Source organism: Pseudomonas sp. F220 (assembly GCF_057813935.1).
The window spans coordinates 1-19,416 of sequence record NZ_JBVASJ010000025.1; the positions used below are offsets into that span (position 1 = coordinate 1).

Here is a 19,416-nt window from a genome sequence, read left to right on the forward strand (position 1 = left end):
CTCAGCAGTGAAACGATGCATCGCCGATGGTAGTGTGGGGTTTCCCCATGTGAGAGTAGGTCATCGTCAAGATTAAATTCCGAAACCCCTATCTGCGTATGCAGGTAGGGGTTTTGTTTTGCCTGCAAAAAAAATCACGTTCTTACGCTTTCTATGCAACGGCTCTAGGCATGGATATCATGCGTGGCTCATGGTGAGGCGGGATGTGCATGCTGACGTTGTTAAAGCTTCTGAAGGATGGTCGATTTCACTCGGGGCAGGCGCTTGGTGCTGCTTTGGGCATTAGCCGCAGTGCTGTGTGGAAGCAGCTTCAACATTTAGAGGCAGGCCTGGATTTATCTATTCATAAAGTGCGTGGTCGTGGCTATCAATTGGCTACACCGCTGATGCTTCTATGTCCTGCCGAGATCGCCGAGCAGGCGCCCGGTTGTACGTGGCCAGTGATAATTTTCGACTCTATCGACTCCACAAACGCAGAAGCCCTACGATCCATCGAGAAGGGGCTGGCTGCGCCGTTTGTTGTGCTGGCAGAGCGACAGACTGCCGGTCGGGGTCGGCGGGGGAGAAAGTGGGCAAGCCCTTTCGCAGAGAACATCTATTACAGTCTGGTGCTGCGGATAGATGGTGGTATGCGACAACTTGAAGGCCTCAGTCTCGTCGTCGGTTTGGCTGTAATGCAGACCTTGCGTGAATTGGGAGTGCGGGATGCAGGTCTGAAGTGGCCGAATGATGTCTTGGTCGGTCAGAAAAAGATTGCCGGGATCTTGTTGGAGTTGGTTGGGGATCCTGCTGATGTGTGTCACGTCGTCTTGGGTGTAGGAATTAACGTGAACATGCAGATGACCGAAGAGATCGATCAGCAATGGACCTCAATGCGTCTCGAGACGGGCAAAGCCTATGATCGCAATCATCTGGTGGCTAATCTGGGGATGATGCTTCAGAAGTATTTGAGTCGCCACCAGGATTCAGGTTTTGCCGCTATCCAGGCGGAATGGGAGCAGAGCCATCTATGGCAGGGGCGCGCGGTTTCGTTGATCGCTGGAGTTAACCAGATTGATGGCATTGTAATGGGCATCGATCGGCAGGGCGGATTGCGTTTGAAGGTGGGTAGTGTGGAAAAAGTCTTCAGTGGCGGTGAGCTCAGCTTGAGGTTGCGCAATGATTCTTGAGCTCGACTGCGGTAATAGCTTCATCAAGTGGCGTGTGCTTCTTGCTGATGCGGCTCGTGTATTTGCCGGGGGGGTGGTCGATTCGGATCTCGCTTTGCTGGAGAGCTTGCGTGAGTGTGACGGCTTGATTCTGACGCGTTGTCGGTTAGTCAGCGTCCGGACCGCTGAAGAGACTAGCGCGCTTATTTCTTCACTGGTTGATGCGTTCGGCGTATCTGTTGTCTGCGCGGCACCGGCTCGTGAGATGTCTGGAGTTCGAAACGGTTATGAGGAATACGAGAGATTAGGGCTCGATCGATGGCTTGCGATGCTCGGAGGGTTTCATCTCGCGTCAGGAGCTTGCCTTGTGCTCGATTTTGGCACTGCAGTGACGGCTGACTTTATTGCTGCGAATGGCGAGCACCTGGGTGGATTCATATGTCCGGGAATGCCGTTGATGCGTAACCAGTTGCGCACCCATACACGGCGAATCCGCTATGACGACCTTGCAGCTGAGCGGGCGCTGGAAAGGCTGGTGCCCGGAGTTACAACGGTCGAAGCGGTTGAGCGCGGTTGCTCATTGATGCTGAGAGGCTTCGTCCTGACCCAATTGGAGTTGGCGCGCAGCTATTGGGGTCAGGATTTCACGGTGTTTCTCACGGGGGGGGATGCAGATCTGGTCTCGGAGATTGTGCCTGGGGCTAGAGTTGTCCCGGATCTTGTATTTGTAGGCTTGGCTATGGCATGTCCCCTGTCCTGAGGTATTTATGCGTTGGCTGTTTCTGCTGTTGCTGGTTCTCAATGGGTTCTATTACGTCTGGCATCAGCAGGAAGCACCTTTGCGGGCAAAAGAGGTCATGCCGCTTACCCTATATCGTGGTTCGCAGCAGGACATTCGTTTGCTGAGTGAGTCGGCTGATGCTGTGGCGAGGCGTGATAGGAGCAAGCCGGCTGACGTGGATAGCAATTGCCTCTACGTGGGAGGTTTTACTCGCCAGGAAACGGCCCAGGTGCTCGAGCAGCGGTTGAGCGGTCTGGATATCAAAACCCGGCCGCTGTCGGTCAGCCTTACTGATTCCGCCGGTTATTGGCTGCGCGTGGCGCCAGAGAGTCGGCATCTCGTGGATGATCTGCTTCTGCAAAACCTTGCCAAAGAATTCAATGAGTTAAAACATAAAATAATGCCGTGCGAAGGCATTGCAACTGTTGAATAGTTTGCATAGAATGGCGCCCGCTTCGCAGTGATGACCTTTTGGGGTTAAAGGTGCAAAGCGATAGTCAACGCGGCTAACCTCAGGTTTTTAATGAGAAAATGCTTGACAGAAGGGTAGCATGATATAGAATGCTGCCTCGCTTAGGAGGGGTTCCCGAGCGGCCAAAGGGATCAGACTGTAAATCTGACGTCTACGACTTCGAAGGTTCGAATCCTTCCCCCTCCACCATTTTTAGCGTGAGCTGCAAGCTCCGCGGGTATAGTTTAGTGGTAGAACCTCAGCCTTCCAAGCTGATGATGCGGGTTCGATTCCCGCTACCCGCTCCAAGTTTGCAGGTTGTGCAAGGTGTTTTGCTCTTGTAGCTCAGTTGGTAGAGCACACCCTTGGTAAGGGTGAGGTCAGCGGTTCGAATCCGCTCAAGAGCTCCATATAACAAGGCAGATATGAAAATATCTGCCTTTGTTTTAATGGTTGGTTTGACTTACTTAATTCTTCTCCTGGGGGTGATTTCGATGGCTAAGGAAAAGTTCGAACGTAATAAGCCGCACGTCAACGTTGGCACCATTGGTCACGTCGACCACGGCAAGACAACTTTGACTGCTGCCCTGACTCGCGTTTGCTCCGAAGTTTTCGGTAGCGCGAAGGTCGACTTCGACAAGATCGATAGTGCCCCAGAAGAAAAAGCTCGTGGTATCACCATTAATACCGCTCACGTTGAGTACGATTCGGCCGTGCGTCACTATGCGCACGTTGACTGTCCAGGTCACGCCGACTACGTAAAAAACATGATCACCGGTGCTGCTCAGATGGATGGTGCAATTCTGGTTTGCTCGGCTGCTGATGGCCCGATGCCGCAAACTCGTGAGCACATCCTGTTGTCCCGCCAGGTCGGTGTTCCGTACATCGTTGTCTTCCTGAACAAGGCTGACATGGTTGACGACGCTGAGTTGTTGGAGCTGGTTGAAATGGAAGTGCGTGATCTGCTAAGCACTTATGATTTCCCGGGTGACGACACTCCGATCATCATCGGTTCTGCTTTGATGGCTCTGAATGGCCAAGATGACAACGAAATGGGTACCAGTGCCGTTCGTAAGTTGGTTGAGACTCTGGATAGCTACATTCCTGAGCCGGTTCGTGCAATTGACAAGCCGTTCCTGATGCCGATCGAAGATGTATTCTCGATTTCTGGTCGTGGCACTGTGGTGACTGGTCGTATCGAGCGCGGTATTGTCAAGATTCAGGAAGAGATTGAGATCGTTGGTCTGCGTGACACGATCAAGACTACCTGTACCGGTGTTGAGATGTTTCGCAAGCTGCTCGACGAAGGTCGTGCGGGTGAGAACTGCGGCGTATTGCTGCGTGGTACCAAGCGTGATGATGTTGAGCGTGGCCAGGTTCTGGTCAAGCCGGGCAGTGTCAAGCCGCATACCAAGTTCGTTGCTGAAGTTTACGTTCTGAGCAAGGAGGAGGGTGGTCGTCATACGCCGTTCTTCAAAGGCTACCGTCCACAGTTCTACTTCCGTACGACTGATGTGACTGGTAATTGCGAATTGCCAGAAGGCGTTGAGATGGTAATGCCAGGTGATAACGTTCAGATGACCGTTACCCTGATCAAGACCATTGCAATGGAGGATGGTCTGCGTTTCGCTATTCGTGAAGGCGGTCGTACCGTCGGCGCTGGTGTCGTAGCAAAAGTCATCGAGTAAGTTGTTGAAGTATCTTTGTCGGGCCGACATAATGGTCGGCCTGATTTTGTTTTTAGGTCAGTAGCTCAATTGGCAGAGCGACGGTCTCCAAAACCGTAGGTTGGGGGTTCGATTCCCTCCTGACCTGCCAGATTCACTCGGTGTGTCTGGCTTTCTTTTCACAGGATTTTCTTAGATGACTCCCAAGGCTGAAGCTCAAGGTTCTCGCTTCGATCTGCTCAAGTGGCTTGTAGTAGTCGCTTTGGTGGTTGTTGGTGTTGTGGGTAATCAGTATTACTCTGGTTCTCCGATCCTGTACCGCGTGCTTGCTTTGCTCGCCATTGCTGCTGTAGCTGCCTTTGTAGGCCTGCAGACTGTCAAGGGCAAGTCTTTCTTTGCACTGGTTAAGGAAGCTCGCACTGAAATCCGTAAAGTCGTGTGGCCAACTCGCCAAGAAACCACGCAGACCACATTGATTGTCGTGGCTGTTGTTCTGGTTATGGCGTTGCTGTTGTGGGGGCTTGATTCCCTGCTCGGCTGGCTTGTTTCCTTGATTGTTGGCTAAGGGTGTCCCGTGGCTAAGCGTTGGTACGTTGTGCATGCTTACTCGGGTTACGAGAAGCATGTCATGCGCTCGTTGGTCGAGCGTGTGAAGCTGGCTGGCATGGAAGAAGGCTTTGGCGAAATTCTGGTTCCCACTGAAGAAGTGGTTGAGATGCGTAATGGCCAGAAACGCAAAAGTGAGCGCAAGTTCTTCCCAGGTTATGTGCTGGTACAGATGGATATGAATGAGGGTACTTGGCACTTGGTCAAGGATACCCCTCGTGTGATGGGGTTCATTGGCGGAACCGCCGACAAGCCTGCACCGATCACCGATAAAGAGGCGGAAGCAATTCTGCGTCGTGTTGCTGACGGTAGCGACAAGCCGAAGCCGAAAACACTGTTCGAACCAGGTGAAGTGGTACGTGTCACCGATGGTCCGTTCGCTGATTTCAATGGTACTGTCGAAGAAGTTAACTACGAAAAGAGCCGGATCCAAGTGGCAGTGCTCATTTTCGGTCGCTCTACTCCGGTAGAGCTAGAGTTCAGTCAGGTCGAAAAGGCATAACTGAACAAGCATCCCATACCCCGCAGCCCTAGGCTGTGGGGTTTTGTCGTCACTGGGATAAACGCGCAAGTAACCGGGGAGCCTTTCGAGGCGTTCGAACCCGTAATTGGAGTGCCTCATGGCCAAGAAGATTACCGCTTACATCAAGCTGCAAGTGAAGGCCGCTCAGGCTAACCCAAGCCCACCTGTTGGTCCTGCTCTGGGTCAGCACGGCGTGAACATCATGGAATTCTGCAAGGCTTTCAACGCCCGTACTCAGGGTCTTGAGCCAGGCCTGCCGACTCCAGTGATCATCACTGTCTACAGCGACCGTAGCTTCACTTTCGAAACCAAATCCACCCCTGCTTCGGTTCTGCTGAAGAAGGCTGCTGGTTTGACTAGCGGTTCCGCTCGTCCGAACACCGTTAAGGTTGGCACTGTAACTCGTGCTCAGCTGGAAGAAATCGCGAAAACCAAAAACGCGGATCTGACTGCAGCTGATATGGAAGCAGCCGTGCGTACTATCGCCGGTTCTGCTCGTAGCATGGGCCTTAACGTGGAGGGTGTGTAATGGCTAAGCTGACCAAGCGTCAAAAGGCTATCGCCGGCAAAATCGAAGCAGGCAAGGCCTACAACTTTGTAGACGCCGCTGCACTGCTGACCGAGCTGTCGACTGTCAAATTCAGCGAGTCGGTTGATATCGCTGTAAACTTGGGTGTTGACCCGCGTAAATCCGACCAGGTTGTTCGTAGCGCTACTGTGCTGCCGCACGGCACTGGTAAGACCGTTCGCGTTGCTGTGTTCACCCAGGGCCCGGCAGCTGAAGCTGCTCTGGCTGCCGGCGCTGATCGCGTAGGTATGGACGACCTGGCTGCCGAAATGAAAGGCGGCGACCTGAACTATGACGTGGTTATTGCTTCTCCGGATGCAATGCGCGTTGTTGGTCAGTTGGGTCAGATCCTTGGTCCACGTGGCCTGATGCCTAACCCGAAAGTCGGCACCGTTACCCCGGACGTCGCTACCGCGGTTAAAAATGCCAAGGCTGGTCAGGTTCGTTATCGCACCGACAAAAACGGCATTATTCACACTTCCGTTGGCAAGGTCGGTTTCGACGCCGTCAAGCTGAAGGAAAACGTTGAAGCCCTGATCGCTGATCTGAAGCGTATCAAGCCAGCTTCCTCGAAAGGTATCTACGTTAAGCGCGTTACCCTGAGCACTACTATGGGCCCAGGTCTGGTCATCGACCAAGGCTCGCTGGACGTATAAGACACAAATTGGCGCAAGCGATTGCGTCAATTGAAAAATTGGGGTCCCTGCCTGGCGGGGGCTATCCAAGACCGTAGGCGACGCAAGTCTTAAACCTCAAGCCTACGCAGATGGTGCTCCCGGTTCCTTACCGAATCAGACACCAAAACGACATCCGGCTCCGGTTGGATGAAACGGTAACAAGCAGGAGTTAAACCCGTGGCAATTAAACTTGAAGACAAGAAGGCCATCGTCGCTGAAGTCAACAAGGCTGCCCAAGTTGCTCTGTCCGCTGTCGTGGCTGATGCCCGTGGCGTAACAGTAGGCGCTATGACCGGACTCCGTAAAGAGGCTCGTGAAGCTGGCGTTTACGTACGCGTTGTACGTAACACCCTGCTCAAGCGCGCTGTTGCCGGCACTCAATATGACGTGCTCAACGACGTGTTCACTGGCCCGACCTTAGTTGCATTCTCCAACGAACATCCTGGCGCTGCTGCCCGTTTGTTCAAAGAGTTTGCCAAAGGTCAGGATAAGTTCGAGATCAAGGCAGCTGCGTTCGAGGGCAAGTTCCTCGCAGCTAACCAGATCGACGTACTGGCAACTCTGCCGACCCGTAACGAAGCAATTTCTCAGCTGATGAGCGTGATCCAAGGCGCAACCAGCAAATTGGCTCGTACTCTGGCGGCTATTCGCGACCAAAAAGAAGCTGCTGCAGCCTAAGGCTCGGTACCTCCTTTCGCGTTTTTTGTTTATTTCGATGGTCGCGTAGGCCGTCCACCCAATACAGGAAATTAGAGTCATGTCTCTGACTAACGAGCAAATCCTTGACGCAATCGGCGCGAAATCCGTTATGGAAATCGTTGAACTGATTAAGGCAATGGAAGAGAAGTTCGGCGTTACCGCTGCTGCTGCTTCCGCTGGCCCAGCTGTAGCTGCTGCCGTTGTTGAAGAACAAACTGAATTCAACGTCAATCTGGTTGAGACTGGCGAGAAGAAAGTTAACGTGATCAAGGCTGTACGTGAGCTGACCGGTCTGGGCTTGAAAGAAGCCAAGGCAGTAGTTGATGGCTGCCCAGGCATGGTTCTGGAAGCTGTTTCTAAAGATGCAGCTGAAAAAGCCAAGGCAGTCTTGGAAGAAGCAGGCGCTAAAGTCGAGCTGAAGTAAGCATCGACCTTGCGTCTCCAGCCCAAGCGTTAAGCGGAAGGCTGATGGCTGGTGGCTCTTGCCACCGGCCTTTTTCCGTTATTGGCAATCGACTCGGTCGTCGCCACTAACGCGCTGTAACCACCCGATGCGGTGGCGCAAACCATGGGGTTTGCAAGATTTTCTGGCTGCTCCCGTCGGGAGGGGCCAAACAAGCAGGTGACCAAGCTGGGGAACGCTGATGGCTTACTCATATACTGAGAAAAAACGTATCCGCAAGGACTTTAGCAAGTTGCCGGACGTCATGGATGTGCCATACCTTCTGGCCATCCAGCTGGATTCGTATCGTGAATTCTTGCAAGCGGGAGCGACTAAAGATCAGTTCCGCGACGTGGGCCTGCATGCGGCCTTCAAATCCGTTTTCCCGATCATCAGCTACTCCGGCAATGCTGCGCTGGAGTACGTCGGTTATCGCCTGGGCGAACCGGCATTTGATGTCAAAGAATGCGTGCTGCGCGGTGTCACGTACGCCGTACCTTTGCGGGTAAAAGTCCGTCTGATCATTTTCGACAAAGAATCGTCGAACAAAGCGATCAAGGACATCAAAGAGCAAGAAGTCTACATGGGTGAAATCCCCCTGATGACTGAGAACGGTACCTTCGTAATCAACGGTACCGAGCGTGTAATCGTTTCCCAGTTGCACCGTTCCCCGGGCGTGTTCTTCGACCACGACCGCGGCAAGACGCACAGCTCCGGTAAACTGCTGTATTCCGCGCGGATCATTCCTTACCGCGGTTCGTGGCTGGACTTCGAGTTCGACCCGAAAGACTGCGTGTTCGTACGTATCGACCGTCGCCGCAAGCTGCCTGCATCGGTACTGCTGCGCGCGCTGGGCTATACCACTGAACAAGTGCTCGACGCGTTCTATACCACCAACGTTTTCCATGTGAGCGGTGAAACCCTCAACCTGGAATTGGTGCCTCAGCGTCTGCGTGGTGAAATCGCTGTCATTGATATCCTCGATGACAAGGGCAAGGTTATTGTCGAGCAGGGTCGTCGTATCACCGCTCGCCACATTAACCAGCTGGAAAAGGCCGGGATCAAAGAGTTGGTTATGCCCCTGGACTACGTCCTGGGTCGCACTACCGCCAAGGTCATCGTGCATCCGGCAACCGGCGAAATCCTGGCTGAGTGCAACACCGAGCTGAACACCGAGATCCTGGCGAAAATCGCCAAGTCTCAGGTTGTCCGTATCGAGACTCTGTACACCAACGATATCGACTGCGGTCCGTTCGTCTCTGACACTCTGAAGATTGACTCCACCAGCAACCAATTGGAAGCGCTGGTCGAGATCTATCGCATGATGCGTCCTGGCGAGCCGCCAACCAAAGACGCTGCCGAGACCCTGTTCAACAACCTGTTCTTCAGCCCTGAGCGTTATGACCTGTCTGCGGTCGGCCGGATGAAGTTCAACCGTCGTATCGGTCGTACCGAGATCGAAGGTTCTGGCGTGTTGTGCAAAGAAGATATCGTCGCAGTCCTCAAGACTCTGGTTGATATCCGTAACGGTAAAGGCATCGTCGATGACATCGACCACCTGGGTAACCGCCGTGTTCGCTGCGTAGGCGAAATGGCTGAAAACCAGTTCCGCGTTGGCCTGGTACGTGTTGAGCGTGCGGTCAAAGAGCGTCTGTCGATGGCTGAAAGCGAAGGCCTGATGCCGCAAGACCTGATCAACGCCAAGCCAGTGGCTGCGGCGGTGAAAGAGTTCTTCGGTTCCAGCCAGCTGTCCCAGTTCATGGACCAGAACAACCCGCTGTCCGAGATCACCCACAAGCGTCGTGTTTCTGCACTCGGCCCTGGCGGTTTGACTCGTGAGCGTGCTGGTTTTGAAGTTCGTGACGTACACCCGACTCACTACGGTCGTGTATGCCCGATTGAAACGCCGGAAGGTCCGAACATCGGTCTGATCAACTCCCTGGCGGCCTATGCGCGCACCAACCAGTACGGCTTCCTCGAGAGCCCGTACCGTGTGGTGAAAGACGCTTTGGTCACTGACGAGATCGTGTTCCTGTCCGCCATCGAAGAAGCTGATCACGTGATCGCTCAGGCTTCGGCCACGATGAACGACAAGAAAATGCTGATCGACGAGCTGGTAGCTGTTCGTCACTTGAACGAGTTCACCGTTAAGGCGCCGGAAGACGTCACCTTGATGGACGTTTCACCGAAACAGGTTGTTTCGGTGGCTGCGTCGCTGATCCCGTTCCTCGAGCACGATGACGCCAACCGCGCGTTGATGGGTTCGAACATGCAGCGTCAGGCTGTACCAACCCTGCGTGCCGACAAGCCGCTGGTGGGTACCGGCATGGAGCGTAACGTTGCCCGCGACTCAGGCGTTTGCGTCGTGGCTCGTCGTGGTGGTGTGATCGATTCCGTAGACGCCAGCCGTATCGTGGTTCGTGTTGCTGATGATGAAGTCGAGACTGGCGAAGCCGGTGTTGATATCTACAACCTGACCAAGTACACCCGTTCCAACCAGAACACCTGTATCAACCAGCGTCCGCTGGTTCGCAAGGGTGATCGGGTTCAGCGCAGCGACATCATGGCTGATGGTCCGTCCACCGATATGGGTGAGCTGGCTTTGGGTCAGAACATGCGCATCGCGTTCATGGCCTGGAACGGTTACAACTTCGAAGACTCCATCTGCCTGTCCGAACGTGTTGTTCAGGAAGATCGCTTCACCACGATCCACATTCAGGAACTGACCTGTGTGGCGCGTGACACCAAGCTTGGGCCAGAGGAAATCACTGCAGACATCCCTAACGTGGGTGAAGCTGCACTGAACAAGCTGGACGAAGCCGGTATCGTTTACGTAGGTGCTGAAGTTGGCGCAGGCGACATTCTGGTCGGTAAGGTCACTCCGAAAGGCGAGACTCAGCTGACTCCAGAAGAGAAGCTGTTGCGTGCCATCTTCGGTGAAAAAGCCAGCGACGTTAAAGACACCTCCCTGCGTGTGCCTACCGGCACCAAGGGTACCGTCATCGACGTACAGGTCTTCACCCGTGACGGCGTCGAGCGTGACGCTCGTGCTCTGTCCATCGAGAAGACTCAACTCGACGAGATCCGCAAGGACCTGAACGAAGAGTTCCGTATCGTTGAAGGCGCAACTTTCGAACGTCTGCGTTCCGCTCTGGTCGGCCGCAAAGCCGAAGGCGGCGCCGGTCTGAAGAAAGGTCAGGAAATCACCGACGAAGTACTCGACGGTCTTGAGCATGGTCAGTGGTTCAAACTGCGCATGGCTGAAGATGCTCTGAACGAGCAGCTCGAGAAGGCTCAGGCCTACATCGTTGATCGCCGCCGTCTGCTGGACGACAAGTTCGAAGACAAGAAGCGCAAACTGCAGCAGGGCGATGACCTGGCTCCAGGCGTGCTGAAAATCGTCAAGGTTTACCTGGCAATCCGTCGTCGCATCCAGCCGGGCGACAAGATGGCCGGTCGTCACGGTAACAAAGGTGTGGTCTCCGTGATCATGCCGGTTGAAGACATGCCGCACGATGCCAATGGCACCCCGGTCGACGTCGTCCTCAACCCGTTGGGCGTACCTTCGCGTATGAACGTTGGTCAGATCCTCGAAACCCACCTGGGCCTTGCGGCCAAAGGTCTGGGCGAGAAGATCAACCGTATGATCGAAGAGCAGCGCAAGGTTGCTGACCTGCGTAAGTTCCTGCACGAGATCTACAACGAGATCGGCGGTCGTAACGAAGATCTGGACAGCTTCTCCGACCAGGAAATCCTGGATCTGGCGAAGAACCTGCGTGGCGGTGTTCCAATGGCCACTCCAGTGTTCGACGGTGCCAAGGAAAGCGAAATCAAGGCCATGCTGAAGCTGGCGGACCTGCCAGAAAGCGGCCAGATGCAGCTGACTGACGGCCGTACCGGCAACAAGTTCGAGCGCCCGGTTACTGTTGGCTACATGTACATGCTGAAGCTGAACCACTTGGTAGACGACAAGATGCACGCTCGTTCTACCGGTTCGTACAGCCTGGTTACCCAGCAGCCGCTGGGTGGTAAGGCGCAGTTCGGTGGTCAGCGTTTCGGGGAGATGGAGGTCTGGGCACTGGAAGCATACGGTGCTGCTTACACTCTGCAAGAAATGCTCACAGTGAAGTCGGACGATGTGAACGGTCGGACCAAGATGTACAAAAACATCGTGGACGGCGATCACCGTATGGAGCCGGGCATGCCCGAGTCTTTCAACGTGTTGATCAAAGAAATTCGTTCCCTCGGCATCGATATCGATCTGGAAACCGAATAACACGTGACGCGAATCGAGAGCGGGGCAGGATTGCCCGCTCTCTGCTCCGCCAGGAGGAAAGGCCTTGAAAGACCTACTGAATTTGCTGAAAAACCAGGGTCAAGTCGAAGAGTTCGACGCCATCCGTATCGGATTGGCATCGCCTGAGATGATCCGTTCGTGGTCGTTCGGTGAAGTTAAAAAGCCGGAAACCATCAACTACCGTACGTTCAAACCTGAGCGTGACGGCCTGTTCTGCGCCAAGATCTTTGGCCCGGTAAAGGATTACGAGTGCCTGTGCGGTAAGTACAAGCGCTTGAAGCACCGTGGTGTGATCTGCGAGAAGTGCGGCGTTGAAGTCGCGCTGGCTAAAGTTCGTCGTGAGCGCATGGCGCACATCGAACTGGCTTCGCCAGTTGCCCACATCTGGTTCCTGAAATCGCTGCCGTCCCGTATCGGCTTGCTGATGGACATGACCCTGCGTGATATCGAACGCGTTCTCTACTTCGAGAGCTATGTCGTTATCGATCCAGGCATGACCACCCTTGAAAAAGGTCAGCTGCTCAACGACGAGCAGTACTTCGAAGCGCTGGAAGAGTTCGGCGACGATTTCGATGCCCGCATGGGTGCCGAAGCTGTCCGCGAACTGCTGCACGCCATCGATCTGGAGCACGAGATTGGCCGTCTGCGCGAAGAAATTCCGCAAACCAACTCCGAAACCAAAATCAAAAAACTGTCCAAACGTCTGAAGTTGATGGAAGCCTTCTTGGGTTCCGGCAATCTTCCAGAGTGGATGGTGCTGACCGTTCTGCCGGTACTGCCGCCAGATTTGCGTCCTCTGGTTCCGTTGGATGGTGGTCGTTTCGCGACTTCCGACCTCAACGATCTGTATCGTCGAGTGATCAACCGTAACAACCGTTTGAAGCGCCTGCTTGATCTGTCCGCTCCGGACATCATCGTGCGCAACGAAAAACGTATGTTGCAGGAAGCGGTCGACGCCTTGCTCGACAACGGTCGTCGTGGCCGCGCTATCACTGGTTCCAACAAGCGGCCTCTGAAATCCCTGGCTGACATGATCAAGGGTAAACAAGGTCGTTTCCGTCAGAACTTGCTCGGTAAGCGTGTTGACTACTCCGGTCGTTCGGTAATTACCGTAGGCCCGACTCTGCGTCTGCACCAGTGCGGCCTGCCGAAGAAAATGGCTCTCGAGCTGTTCAAACCGTTCATTTTTGGCAAGTTGGAAATGCGTGGCCTGGCCACCACCATCAAAGCCGCGAAGAAAATGGTTGAGCGCGAGCTGCCGGAAGTTTGGGACGTTCTCGCTGAAGTAATTCGCGAACACCCGGTTCTCCTCAACCGTGCACCGACCCTTCACCGTCTGGGTATCCAGGCGTTTGAGCCGGTACTGATCGAAGGTAAGGCTATCCAGCTGCACCCGTTGGTCTGTGCTGCGTACAACGCCGACTTCGACGGCGACCAAATGGCCGTGCACGTACCGCTGACACTGGAAGCTCAGTTGGAAGCGCGTGCGTTGATGATGTCGACCAACAACATTCTGTCGCCAGCCAACGGTGAACCAATCATCGTTCCGTCGCAGGACGTTGTATTGGGTCTGTACTACATGACTCGTGAAGCGATCAACGCCAAAGGCGAAGGTCGTGTGTTCGCGGATCTGCAGGAAGTTGACCGTGTATTCCGCGCTGGCGAAGCTGCGCTGCATGCCAAAGTCAAAGTGCGGATCAACGAAACAGTCAATGATCGTGATGGCGGCAGCGTCAAGAACACCCGTATCGTCGACACTACCGTCGGCCGTGCGCTGTTGTTCCAGGTTGTTCCACCAGGCCTGTCGTACGACGTAGTCAACCAGCCTATGAAGAAAAAGGCGATCTCCAAGCTGATCAACCAATGCTACCGCGTGGTTGGTTTGAAGGAGACGGTGATCTTCGCTGACCAGTTGATGTACACCGGCTTTGCCTATTCGACCATTTCCGGCGTTTCCATCGGTGTTAACGACTTCGTTATCCCGGATGAGAAAGCGGCCATCATCAGTGCTGCCACCGATGAAGTGAAAGAGATCGAAAGTCAGTACGCCTCCGGCTTGGTAACCCAGGGCGAGAAGTACAACAAAGTGATCGACCTTTGGTCCAAGGCGAACGACGAAGTGTCCAAGGCGATGATGTCGAACCTCTCGAAAGAGAAGGTTATCGACCGTCACGGCGTCGAAGTCGACCAAGAGTCCTTCAACTCGATGTATATGATGGCCGACTCGGGCGCACGGGGTTCTGCTGCGCAGATCCGTCAGCTCGCCGGTATGCGTGGCCTGATGGCCAAGCCGGACGGTTCCATCATTGAAACGCCGATTACCGCGAACTTCCGTGAAGGTTTGAGCGTACTTCAGTACTTCATCTCCACTCACGGTGCTCGTAAAGGTTTGGCGGATACCGCGTTGAAAACTGCGAACTCCGGTTACCTGACTCGTCGTCTGGTAGACGTTGCGCAGGATCTGGTTGTTACCGAGATCGACTGCGGCACCGAACACGGTCTGTTGATGACTCCGCACATCGAAGGCGGCGACGTTGTAGAGCCGCTGGGTGAGCGCGTGTTGGGTCGTGTTATTGCTCGCGACGTATTCAAGCCAGGTACCGAGGACATTATCGTTCCTGCCGGCACCCTGGTTGACGAAAAGTGGGTCGAATTCATCGAGCTCAACAGCATCGACGAAGTGATCGTGCGTTCGCCGATCAGCTGCGAAACCCGCTACGGCATCTGCGCCAAGTGCTACGGCCGTGACTTGGCTCGTGGTCACCAGGTGAACATCGGTGAAGCTGTCGGCGTTATCGCTGCTCAGTCGATCGGTGAGCCGGGTACCCAGCTGACGATGCGTACGTTCCACATCGGTGGTGCGGCAAGCCGGACCTCCGCTGCTGACAGCGTTCAGGTGAAGAATGGCGGTACCGTCCGTCTGCACAACCTGAAGCACGTTGAGCGGGTAGATGGTTGCCTGGTTGCAGTGTCCCGTTCCGGTGAGCTGGCAATTGCTGATGACTACGGTCGTGAGCGTGAGCGTTACAAGCTGCCGTACGGTGCTGTGATTTCGGTGAAAGAAGGTGACAAGGTCGACGCTGGTTCAATCGTGGCCAAGTGGGATCCGCACACTCACCCAATCGTTACCGAAATGAAAGGTACCGTGACCTACGTGGGCATGGAAGAAGGCATCACGATCAAGCGTCAGACTGACGAATTGACCGGTATGACTAACATTGAAGTACTCGATGCCAAAGACCGTCCAGCTGCCGGTAAGGACATTCGTCCAGCCGTTAAGATGGTGGGTGTTGATGGCAAGGATCTGCTGTTGCCAGGTACCGACGTACCGGCTCAGTACTTCCTGCCGGCTAACGCCTTGGTTGGTGTTGCGGATGGTGTGCAGGTTGCGATCGGTGATGTTATCGCTCGTATCCCGCAAGAAACCTCGAAAACTCGTGACATCACCGGTGGTCTGCCGCGTGTTGCCGACTTGTTCGAAGCCCGTCGTCCGAAAGAAGCCTCGATTCTGGCTGAAGTCAGCGGCACCATCGCGTTTGGTAAAGAGACTAAAGGCAAGCGCCGTCTGGTCATTACCCCGAACGACGGCAGTGATCCATACGAAGAGCTGATTCCGAAGTGGCGTCACCTGAACGTCTTCGAAGGCGAACAGGTTAACCGCGGCGAAGTTATCTCCGACGGTCCGAGCGATCCACACGACATCCTGCGTCTGCTGGGTGTGAGTGCGCTGGCCAAGTACATCGTTAACGAGATCCAGGACGTTTATCGTCTACAAGGCGTGAAGATCAACGATAAGCACATCGAGACCATCCTGCGTCAGATGCTGCGTAAAGTTGAAATCGCTGAATCTGGCGATTCTACTTTCATCAAGGGCGACCAGATGGAGTTGACTCATGTTTTGGTCGAGAACGAGCGTTTGAGCGCGGACGAGAAATTCGTATCCAAGTTCACTCGTGTTCTGCTGGGTATCACCAAGGCATCGTTGTCTACTGAATCGTTCATCTCGGCGGCCTCTTTCCAAGAGACCACCCGCGTACTGACCGAAGCGGCAGTCACCGGCAAGCGCGATTACCTGCGCGGCCTGAAAGAAAACGTAGTTGTGGGTCGTCTGATCCCAGCCGGTACCGGCCTGGCTTATCACAGCGAGCGCAAGCGTCGTCGTGAAGCTGACAAGCCGTTGCGCGTAAGCGCCAGTGAAGTGGAAGCTGCACTGACCGAAGCACTGAACTCAAGCGGTAACTGAGTTCTGCGGTAAATAAGTGCCGGGCCCTGACTGCCCCGCTCAGCGGATCGAGACATTTTGTCGAGGTTCGTTGAGTGGGGAGGTCGGGGCCTTGCCTTGACTGGGGGCAAGATCCTCTTTAGACTCTTGTACCCCTAAATTTGGCGGGAATTCGTTCCTGCCATTTTTGCTTTTCTTGCAAGACAATAGCGTCGCAAGACAACAGTGGAGCTAGTAGATGGCAACTATCAACCAGCTGGTACGTCAGCCGCGTAAGCGTATCGTCGAGAAATCCGACGTGCCTGCGCTGCAGAACTGCCCGCAACGTCGTGGCGTATGCACTCGTGTGTATACCACTACGCCGAAAAAACCTAACTCGGCACTGCGTAAAGTATGCCGTGTGCGTCTGACCAACGGTTTCGAGGTTTCCTCGTACATCGGCGGTGAAGGCCACAACCTGCAAGAACACAGCGTGGTACTGATCCGTGGCGGTCGTGTAAAAGACTTGCCAGGTGTTCGTTACCACACCGTTCGCGGCTCTTTGGATACTTCCGGCGTTAAAGGTCGTAACCAGGGTCGTTCGAAGTACGGTACCAAGAAGCCTAAGTAGTAGCGGCTTTTTGTAAAAACTGAATTATCTATTTTTCTGAGTCGATAAGAGTAAGGTCGGAGGCGTCCCGAAAGGGCACCGATTCCGAGCGAACCTGAAGACCGTTTGAGGGCTTATCCATGCCAAGAAGACGCGTAGCAGCCAAGCGCGAAGTGCTTGACGATCCAAAATACGGAAGCCAAATCCTGGCCAAGTTCATGAACCACGTAATGGAAAGCGGCAAGAAAGCCGTTGCCGAGCGTATCGTTTATGGCGCGCTGGACAAGGTTAAAGAACGCAAGAACAGCGATCCCCTGGAAATCTTCGAGAAAGCTCTCGACGCCATCGCTCCGCTGGTCGAAGTGAAGTCGCGCCGTGTAGGCGGTGCTACTTACCAGGTTCCGGTCGAAGTTCGTCCGTCCCGTCGTAACGCCCTGGCAATGCGCTGGTTGGTAGACTTCGCCCGTAAGCGCGGCGAGAAGTCTATGGCTCTGCGTTTGGCTGGCGAACTGTTGGACGCTGCTGAAGGTAAAGGTGCTGCAGTTAAGAAGCGTGAAGACGTGCACCGTATGGCTGAAGCCAACAAGGCTTTCTCGCACTACCGCTTCTAAATTTAGCGTCAATAATTTTGCGAGGGCTTTATGGCTCGTACTACTCCGATTAACCGCTACCGTAACATTGGTATCGTTGCTCACGTGGATGCTGGTAAAACCACCACCACCGAGCGCGTCCTTTTTTACACTGGCGTAAACCACAAAATGGGCGAGGTGCATGATGGCGCCGCGACCATGGACTGGATGGTGCAGGAGCAGGAGCGTGGTATTACTATCACCTCCGCTGCAACCACGGCCTTCTGGTCGGGTTCTGCCAAGCAGTTCGACAAGTATCGCTTCAACATCATCGATACCCCGGGCCACGTTGACTTCACCATTGAAGTAGAGCGCTCGTTGCGCGTACTCGATGGCGCGGTCGTTGTGTTCTGCGGTACTTCGGGTGTTGAGCCTCAGTCGGAAACCGTATGGCGTCAGGCCAACAAGTACGGTGTTCCACGTCTTGTTTACGTCAACAAGATGGACCGCGCTGGTGCGAACTTCCTGCGCGTGATCGGTCAGATCAAGCAGCGTCTGGGTCACACTCCGGTGCCAATCCAGCTTGCTATCGGTTCGGAAGATAACTTCCAGGGTCAGATCGATCTGGTCAACATGGAAGCTGTCTACTGGGACGACGCCGACAAGGGCATGGCCCCTCGTCGCGAAGCAATTCCGGCTGACATGCTTGAATTGGCAGAAGAGTGGCGCGGCAACATGGTAGAGGCTGCGGCCGAAGCCAACGAAGAGCTGATGAACAAGTATCTCGAAGGTGAAGAGCTCACCGTCGAAGAGATCAAGGGCGCTCTGCGTCAGCGTACTATCGCTGGCGAAATCGTTCTGGCTGTTTGCGGTTCTTCGTTCAAGAACAAGGGTGTTCCCCTGGTTCTCGACGCCGTTATCGACTACCTGCCTGCGCCGGTTGATATTCCTGCGATCAAGGGTACCGATCCGGATGACGAGACTGTCGAGATGGAGCGTCATGCAGATGACAGCGAACCGTTCTCGGCTCTGGCATTCAAGATCGCTACCGACCCATTCGTGGGTACCTTGACCTTTGCTCGTGTTTACTCGGGCGTGTTGAGCTCCGGCGACGGCGTGATCAACTCGGTTAAAGGCAAGAAAGAGCGCGTGGGTCGTATGGTGCAAATGCACGCAAATACCCGCGAAGAGATCAAGGAAGTACGCGCTGGTGACATTGCGGCCCTGATCGGCATGAAGGACGTCACCACTGGTGACACCCTGTGCTCCGCTGAAAAGCCAATTATCCTGGTTCGTATGGACTTCCCGGAACCGGTTATTTCGGTTGCTGTTGAGCCAAAGACCAAGGATGACCAGGAAAAAATGGGTATCGCTCTGGGCAAACTTGCTCAGGAAGACCCGTCTTTCCGCGTCAAGACTGATGAAGAGACTGGTCAAACGATCATCTCTGGCATGGGCGAATTGCACCTGGACATCCTGGTTGATCGGATGCGCCGCGAGTTCAACGTCGAAGCTAACATCGGTAAGCCTCAGGTTTCCTATCGTGAGAAAATCACGAAGGCCTGTGAGATCGAAGGCAAGTTCGTTCGTCAGTCCGGCGGTCGTGGTCAGTTCGGCCACTGCTGGATTCGTTTTGCTCCTGCTGACGAAGGTCAGGAAGGTCTGCAATTTGTGAACGAAGTAGTGGGTGGTGTGGTTCCTAAGGAATACATCCCGGCTATCCAGAAGGGTATCGAAGAGCAGATGAAGAACGGCGTTGTGGCCGGCTATCCGCTGATCGGCCTGAAGGCGACCGTTTTCGATGGTTCTTACCACGACGTCGACTCCAACGAGATGGCGTTTAAGGTGGCTGCTTCCATGGCGACCAAGCAGTTGGCCACTAAAGGTGGTGGTGTGCTGCTTGAGCCGGTCATGGCTGTAGAGGTTGTTACACCTGAGGACTATATGGGTGACGTGATGGGCGACTTGAATCGTCGTCGCGGCATGATCTTGGGTATGGAAGATACGGTTTCCGGCAAAGTGATTCGCGCCGAGGTTCCGTTGGGTGAGATGTTCGGTTATGCGACCGACGTCCGTTCCATGTCTCAGGGTCGCGCGAGCTACTCTATGGAATTCAAAAAATACGATGTAGCTCCGGCGCATATCGTCGAAGCTGTCACTAAAAAACAAGGCTGATT

15 protein-coding genes and 4 tRNA genes are annotated in these 19,416 nt (G+C 54.4%); all 19 read left to right on the top strand.

Annotation, left to right across the window (positions count from 1 at the left end; translation table 11 throughout):
• Positions 1-209: 209 nt before the first annotated feature.
• On the top strand, positions 210-1,169 hold the full coding sequence (birA, locus tag ACZYSM_RS19560; RefSeq protein ID WP_489073670.1) for a bifunctional biotin--[acetyl-CoA-carboxylase] ligase/biotin operon repressor BirA: 960 nt from the start codon (positions 210-212) through the stop codon (positions 1,167-1,169).
• Positions 1,159-1,908 carry a pantothenate kinase gene (locus ACZYSM_RS19565; RefSeq protein ID WP_489073671.1) on the top strand — a complete coding sequence of 250 codons (750 nt, stop codon included), beginning with the start codon at positions 1,159-1,161 and terminating at the stop codon, positions 1,906-1,908. Before birA ends, ACZYSM_RS19565 begins: the two co-directional genes overlap by 11 nt.
• Before the next feature lie 7 nt (positions 1,909-1,915).
• Complete coding sequence (locus ACZYSM_RS19570; protein ID WP_489073673.1) at positions 1,916-2,362, top strand: hypothetical protein; 447 nt, start codon at positions 1,916-1,918, stop codon at positions 2,360-2,362.
• Between the two features lie 143 nt (positions 2,363-2,505).
• Positions 2,506-2,590, top strand: a tRNA-Tyr gene (locus tag ACZYSM_RS19575).
• A gap of 24 nt (positions 2,591-2,614) precedes the next feature.
• A tRNA-Gly gene (locus ACZYSM_RS19580) sits at positions 2,615-2,688 on the top strand.
• Positions 2,689-2,714: 26 nt separating this feature from the next.
• Positions 2,715-2,790: transfer RNA gene (locus ACZYSM_RS19585), tRNA-Thr, on the top strand.
• A gap of 84 nt (positions 2,791-2,874) precedes the next feature.
• Positions 2,875-4,068, top strand: a complete 1,194-nt coding sequence (gene tuf / locus ACZYSM_RS19590) for an elongation factor Tu (RefSeq protein WP_489073788.1) — start codon at positions 2,875-2,877, stop codon at positions 4,066-4,068.
• A gap of 54 nt (positions 4,069-4,122) precedes the next feature.
• Positions 4,123-4,198, top strand: a tRNA-Trp gene (locus ACZYSM_RS19595).
• A gap of 45 nt (positions 4,199-4,243) precedes the next feature.
• Positions 4,244-4,612 (top strand): preprotein translocase subunit SecE, encoded by a 369-nt coding sequence (gene secE / locus ACZYSM_RS19600; protein ID WP_489073675.1) that lies wholly within the window; start codon positions 4,244-4,246, stop codon positions 4,610-4,612.
• A gap of 9 nt (positions 4,613-4,621) precedes the next feature.
• A complete protein-coding gene (nusG, locus tag ACZYSM_RS19605; protein ID WP_004883648.1) occupies positions 4,622-5,155 on the top strand; it encodes a transcription termination/antitermination protein NusG in 534 nt (177 codons plus the stop codon).
• A gap of 118 nt (positions 5,156-5,273) precedes the next feature.
• Positions 5,274-5,705: a 50S ribosomal protein L11 gene (rplK, locus tag ACZYSM_RS19610; protein ID WP_007933726.1), complete on the top strand. Its 432-nt coding sequence runs from the start codon at positions 5,274-5,276 to the stop codon at positions 5,703-5,705.
• Complete coding sequence (gene rplA, locus ACZYSM_RS19615; protein ID WP_150642949.1) at positions 5,705-6,400, top strand: 50S ribosomal protein L1; 696 nt, start codon at positions 5,705-5,707, stop codon at positions 6,398-6,400. Before rplK ends, rplA begins: the two co-directional genes overlap by 1 nt.
• 198 nt (positions 6,401-6,598) lie before the next feature.
• Positions 6,599-7,099, top strand: a complete 501-nt coding sequence (gene rplJ, locus ACZYSM_RS19620) for a 50S ribosomal protein L10 (protein ID WP_480412752.1) — start codon at positions 6,599-6,601, stop codon at positions 7,097-7,099.
• 79 nt (positions 7,100-7,178) lie between these two features.
• The gene (rplL, locus tag ACZYSM_RS19625) at positions 7,179-7,544 is read left to right on the top strand and encodes a 50S ribosomal protein L7/L12 (RefSeq protein WP_489073678.1); all 366 of its coding nucleotides are present in this window, start codon (positions 7,179-7,181) and stop codon (positions 7,542-7,544) included.
• Positions 7,545-7,764: 220 nt separating this feature from the next.
• The gene (gene rpoB, locus ACZYSM_RS19630) at positions 7,765-11,838 is read left to right on the top strand and encodes a DNA-directed RNA polymerase subunit beta (RefSeq protein WP_489073680.1); all 4,074 of its coding nucleotides are present in this window, start codon (positions 7,765-7,767) and stop codon (positions 11,836-11,838) included.
• A gap of 64 nt (positions 11,839-11,902) precedes the next feature.
• On the top strand, positions 11,903-16,102 hold the full coding sequence (gene rpoC / locus ACZYSM_RS19635) for a DNA-directed RNA polymerase subunit beta' (RefSeq protein ID WP_489073682.1): 4,200 nt from the start codon (positions 11,903-11,905) through the stop codon (positions 16,100-16,102).
• 217 nt (positions 16,103-16,319) lie between these two features.
• Positions 16,320-16,691 carry a 30S ribosomal protein S12 gene (rpsL, locus tag ACZYSM_RS19640; protein ID WP_002555494.1) on the top strand — a complete coding sequence of 124 codons (372 nt, stop codon included), beginning with the start codon at positions 16,320-16,322 and terminating at the stop codon, positions 16,689-16,691.
• A gap of 119 nt (positions 16,692-16,810) precedes the next feature.
• The gene (gene rpsG, locus ACZYSM_RS19645) at positions 16,811-17,281 is read left to right on the top strand and encodes a 30S ribosomal protein S7 (protein ID WP_010490886.1); all 471 of its coding nucleotides are present in this window, start codon (positions 16,811-16,813) and stop codon (positions 17,279-17,281) included.
• Between the two features lie 30 nt (positions 17,282-17,311).
• Complete coding sequence (gene fusA / locus ACZYSM_RS19650) at positions 17,312-19,414, top strand: elongation factor G (RefSeq protein WP_489073684.1); 2,103 nt, start codon at positions 17,312-17,314, stop codon at positions 19,412-19,414.
• Positions 19,415-19,416: the final 2 nt, after the last annotated feature.

What these genes read in the sequence shown, in the direction of transcription:
- rpsL (WP_002555494.1), top strand. Translation starts at nt 16,320, where the DNA reads ATGGCAACTATCAACCAGCTGGTACGTCAGCCGCGTAAGCGTATCGTC.
- rplA (WP_150642949.1), top strand. Translation starts at nt 5,705, where the DNA reads ATGGCTAAGCTGACCAAGCGTCAAAAGGCTATCGCCGGCAAAATCGAA.
- rplK (WP_007933726.1), top strand. Translation starts at nt 5,274, where the DNA reads ATGGCCAAGAAGATTACCGCTTACATCAAGCTGCAAGTGAAGGCCGCT.
- rplL (WP_489073678.1), top strand. Translation starts at nt 7,179, where the DNA reads ATGTCTCTGACTAACGAGCAAATCCTTGACGCAATCGGCGCGAAATCC.
- birA (WP_489073670.1), top strand. Translation starts at nt 210, where the DNA reads ATGCTGACGTTGTTAAAGCTTCTGAAGGATGGTCGATTTCACTCGGGG.
- rpsG (WP_010490886.1), top strand. Translation starts at nt 16,811, where the DNA reads ATGCCAAGAAGACGCGTAGCAGCCAAGCGCGAAGTGCTTGACGATCCA.
- ACZYSM_RS19565 (WP_489073671.1), top strand. Translation starts at nt 1,159, where the DNA reads ATGATTCTTGAGCTCGACTGCGGTAATAGCTTCATCAAGTGGCGTGTG.
- secE (WP_489073675.1), top strand. Translation starts at nt 4,244, where the DNA reads ATGACTCCCAAGGCTGAAGCTCAAGGTTCTCGCTTCGATCTGCTCAAG.
- tuf (WP_489073788.1), top strand. Translation starts at nt 2,875, where the DNA reads ATGGCTAAGGAAAAGTTCGAACGTAATAAGCCGCACGTCAACGTTGGC.
- fusA (WP_489073684.1), top strand. Translation starts at nt 17,312, where the DNA reads ATGGCTCGTACTACTCCGATTAACCGCTACCGTAACATTGGTATCGTT.
- rpoB (WP_489073680.1), top strand. Translation starts at nt 7,765, where the DNA reads ATGGCTTACTCATATACTGAGAAAAAACGTATCCGCAAGGACTTTAGC.
- ACZYSM_RS19570 (WP_489073673.1), top strand. Translation starts at nt 1,916, where the DNA reads ATGCGTTGGCTGTTTCTGCTGTTGCTGGTTCTCAATGGGTTCTATTAC.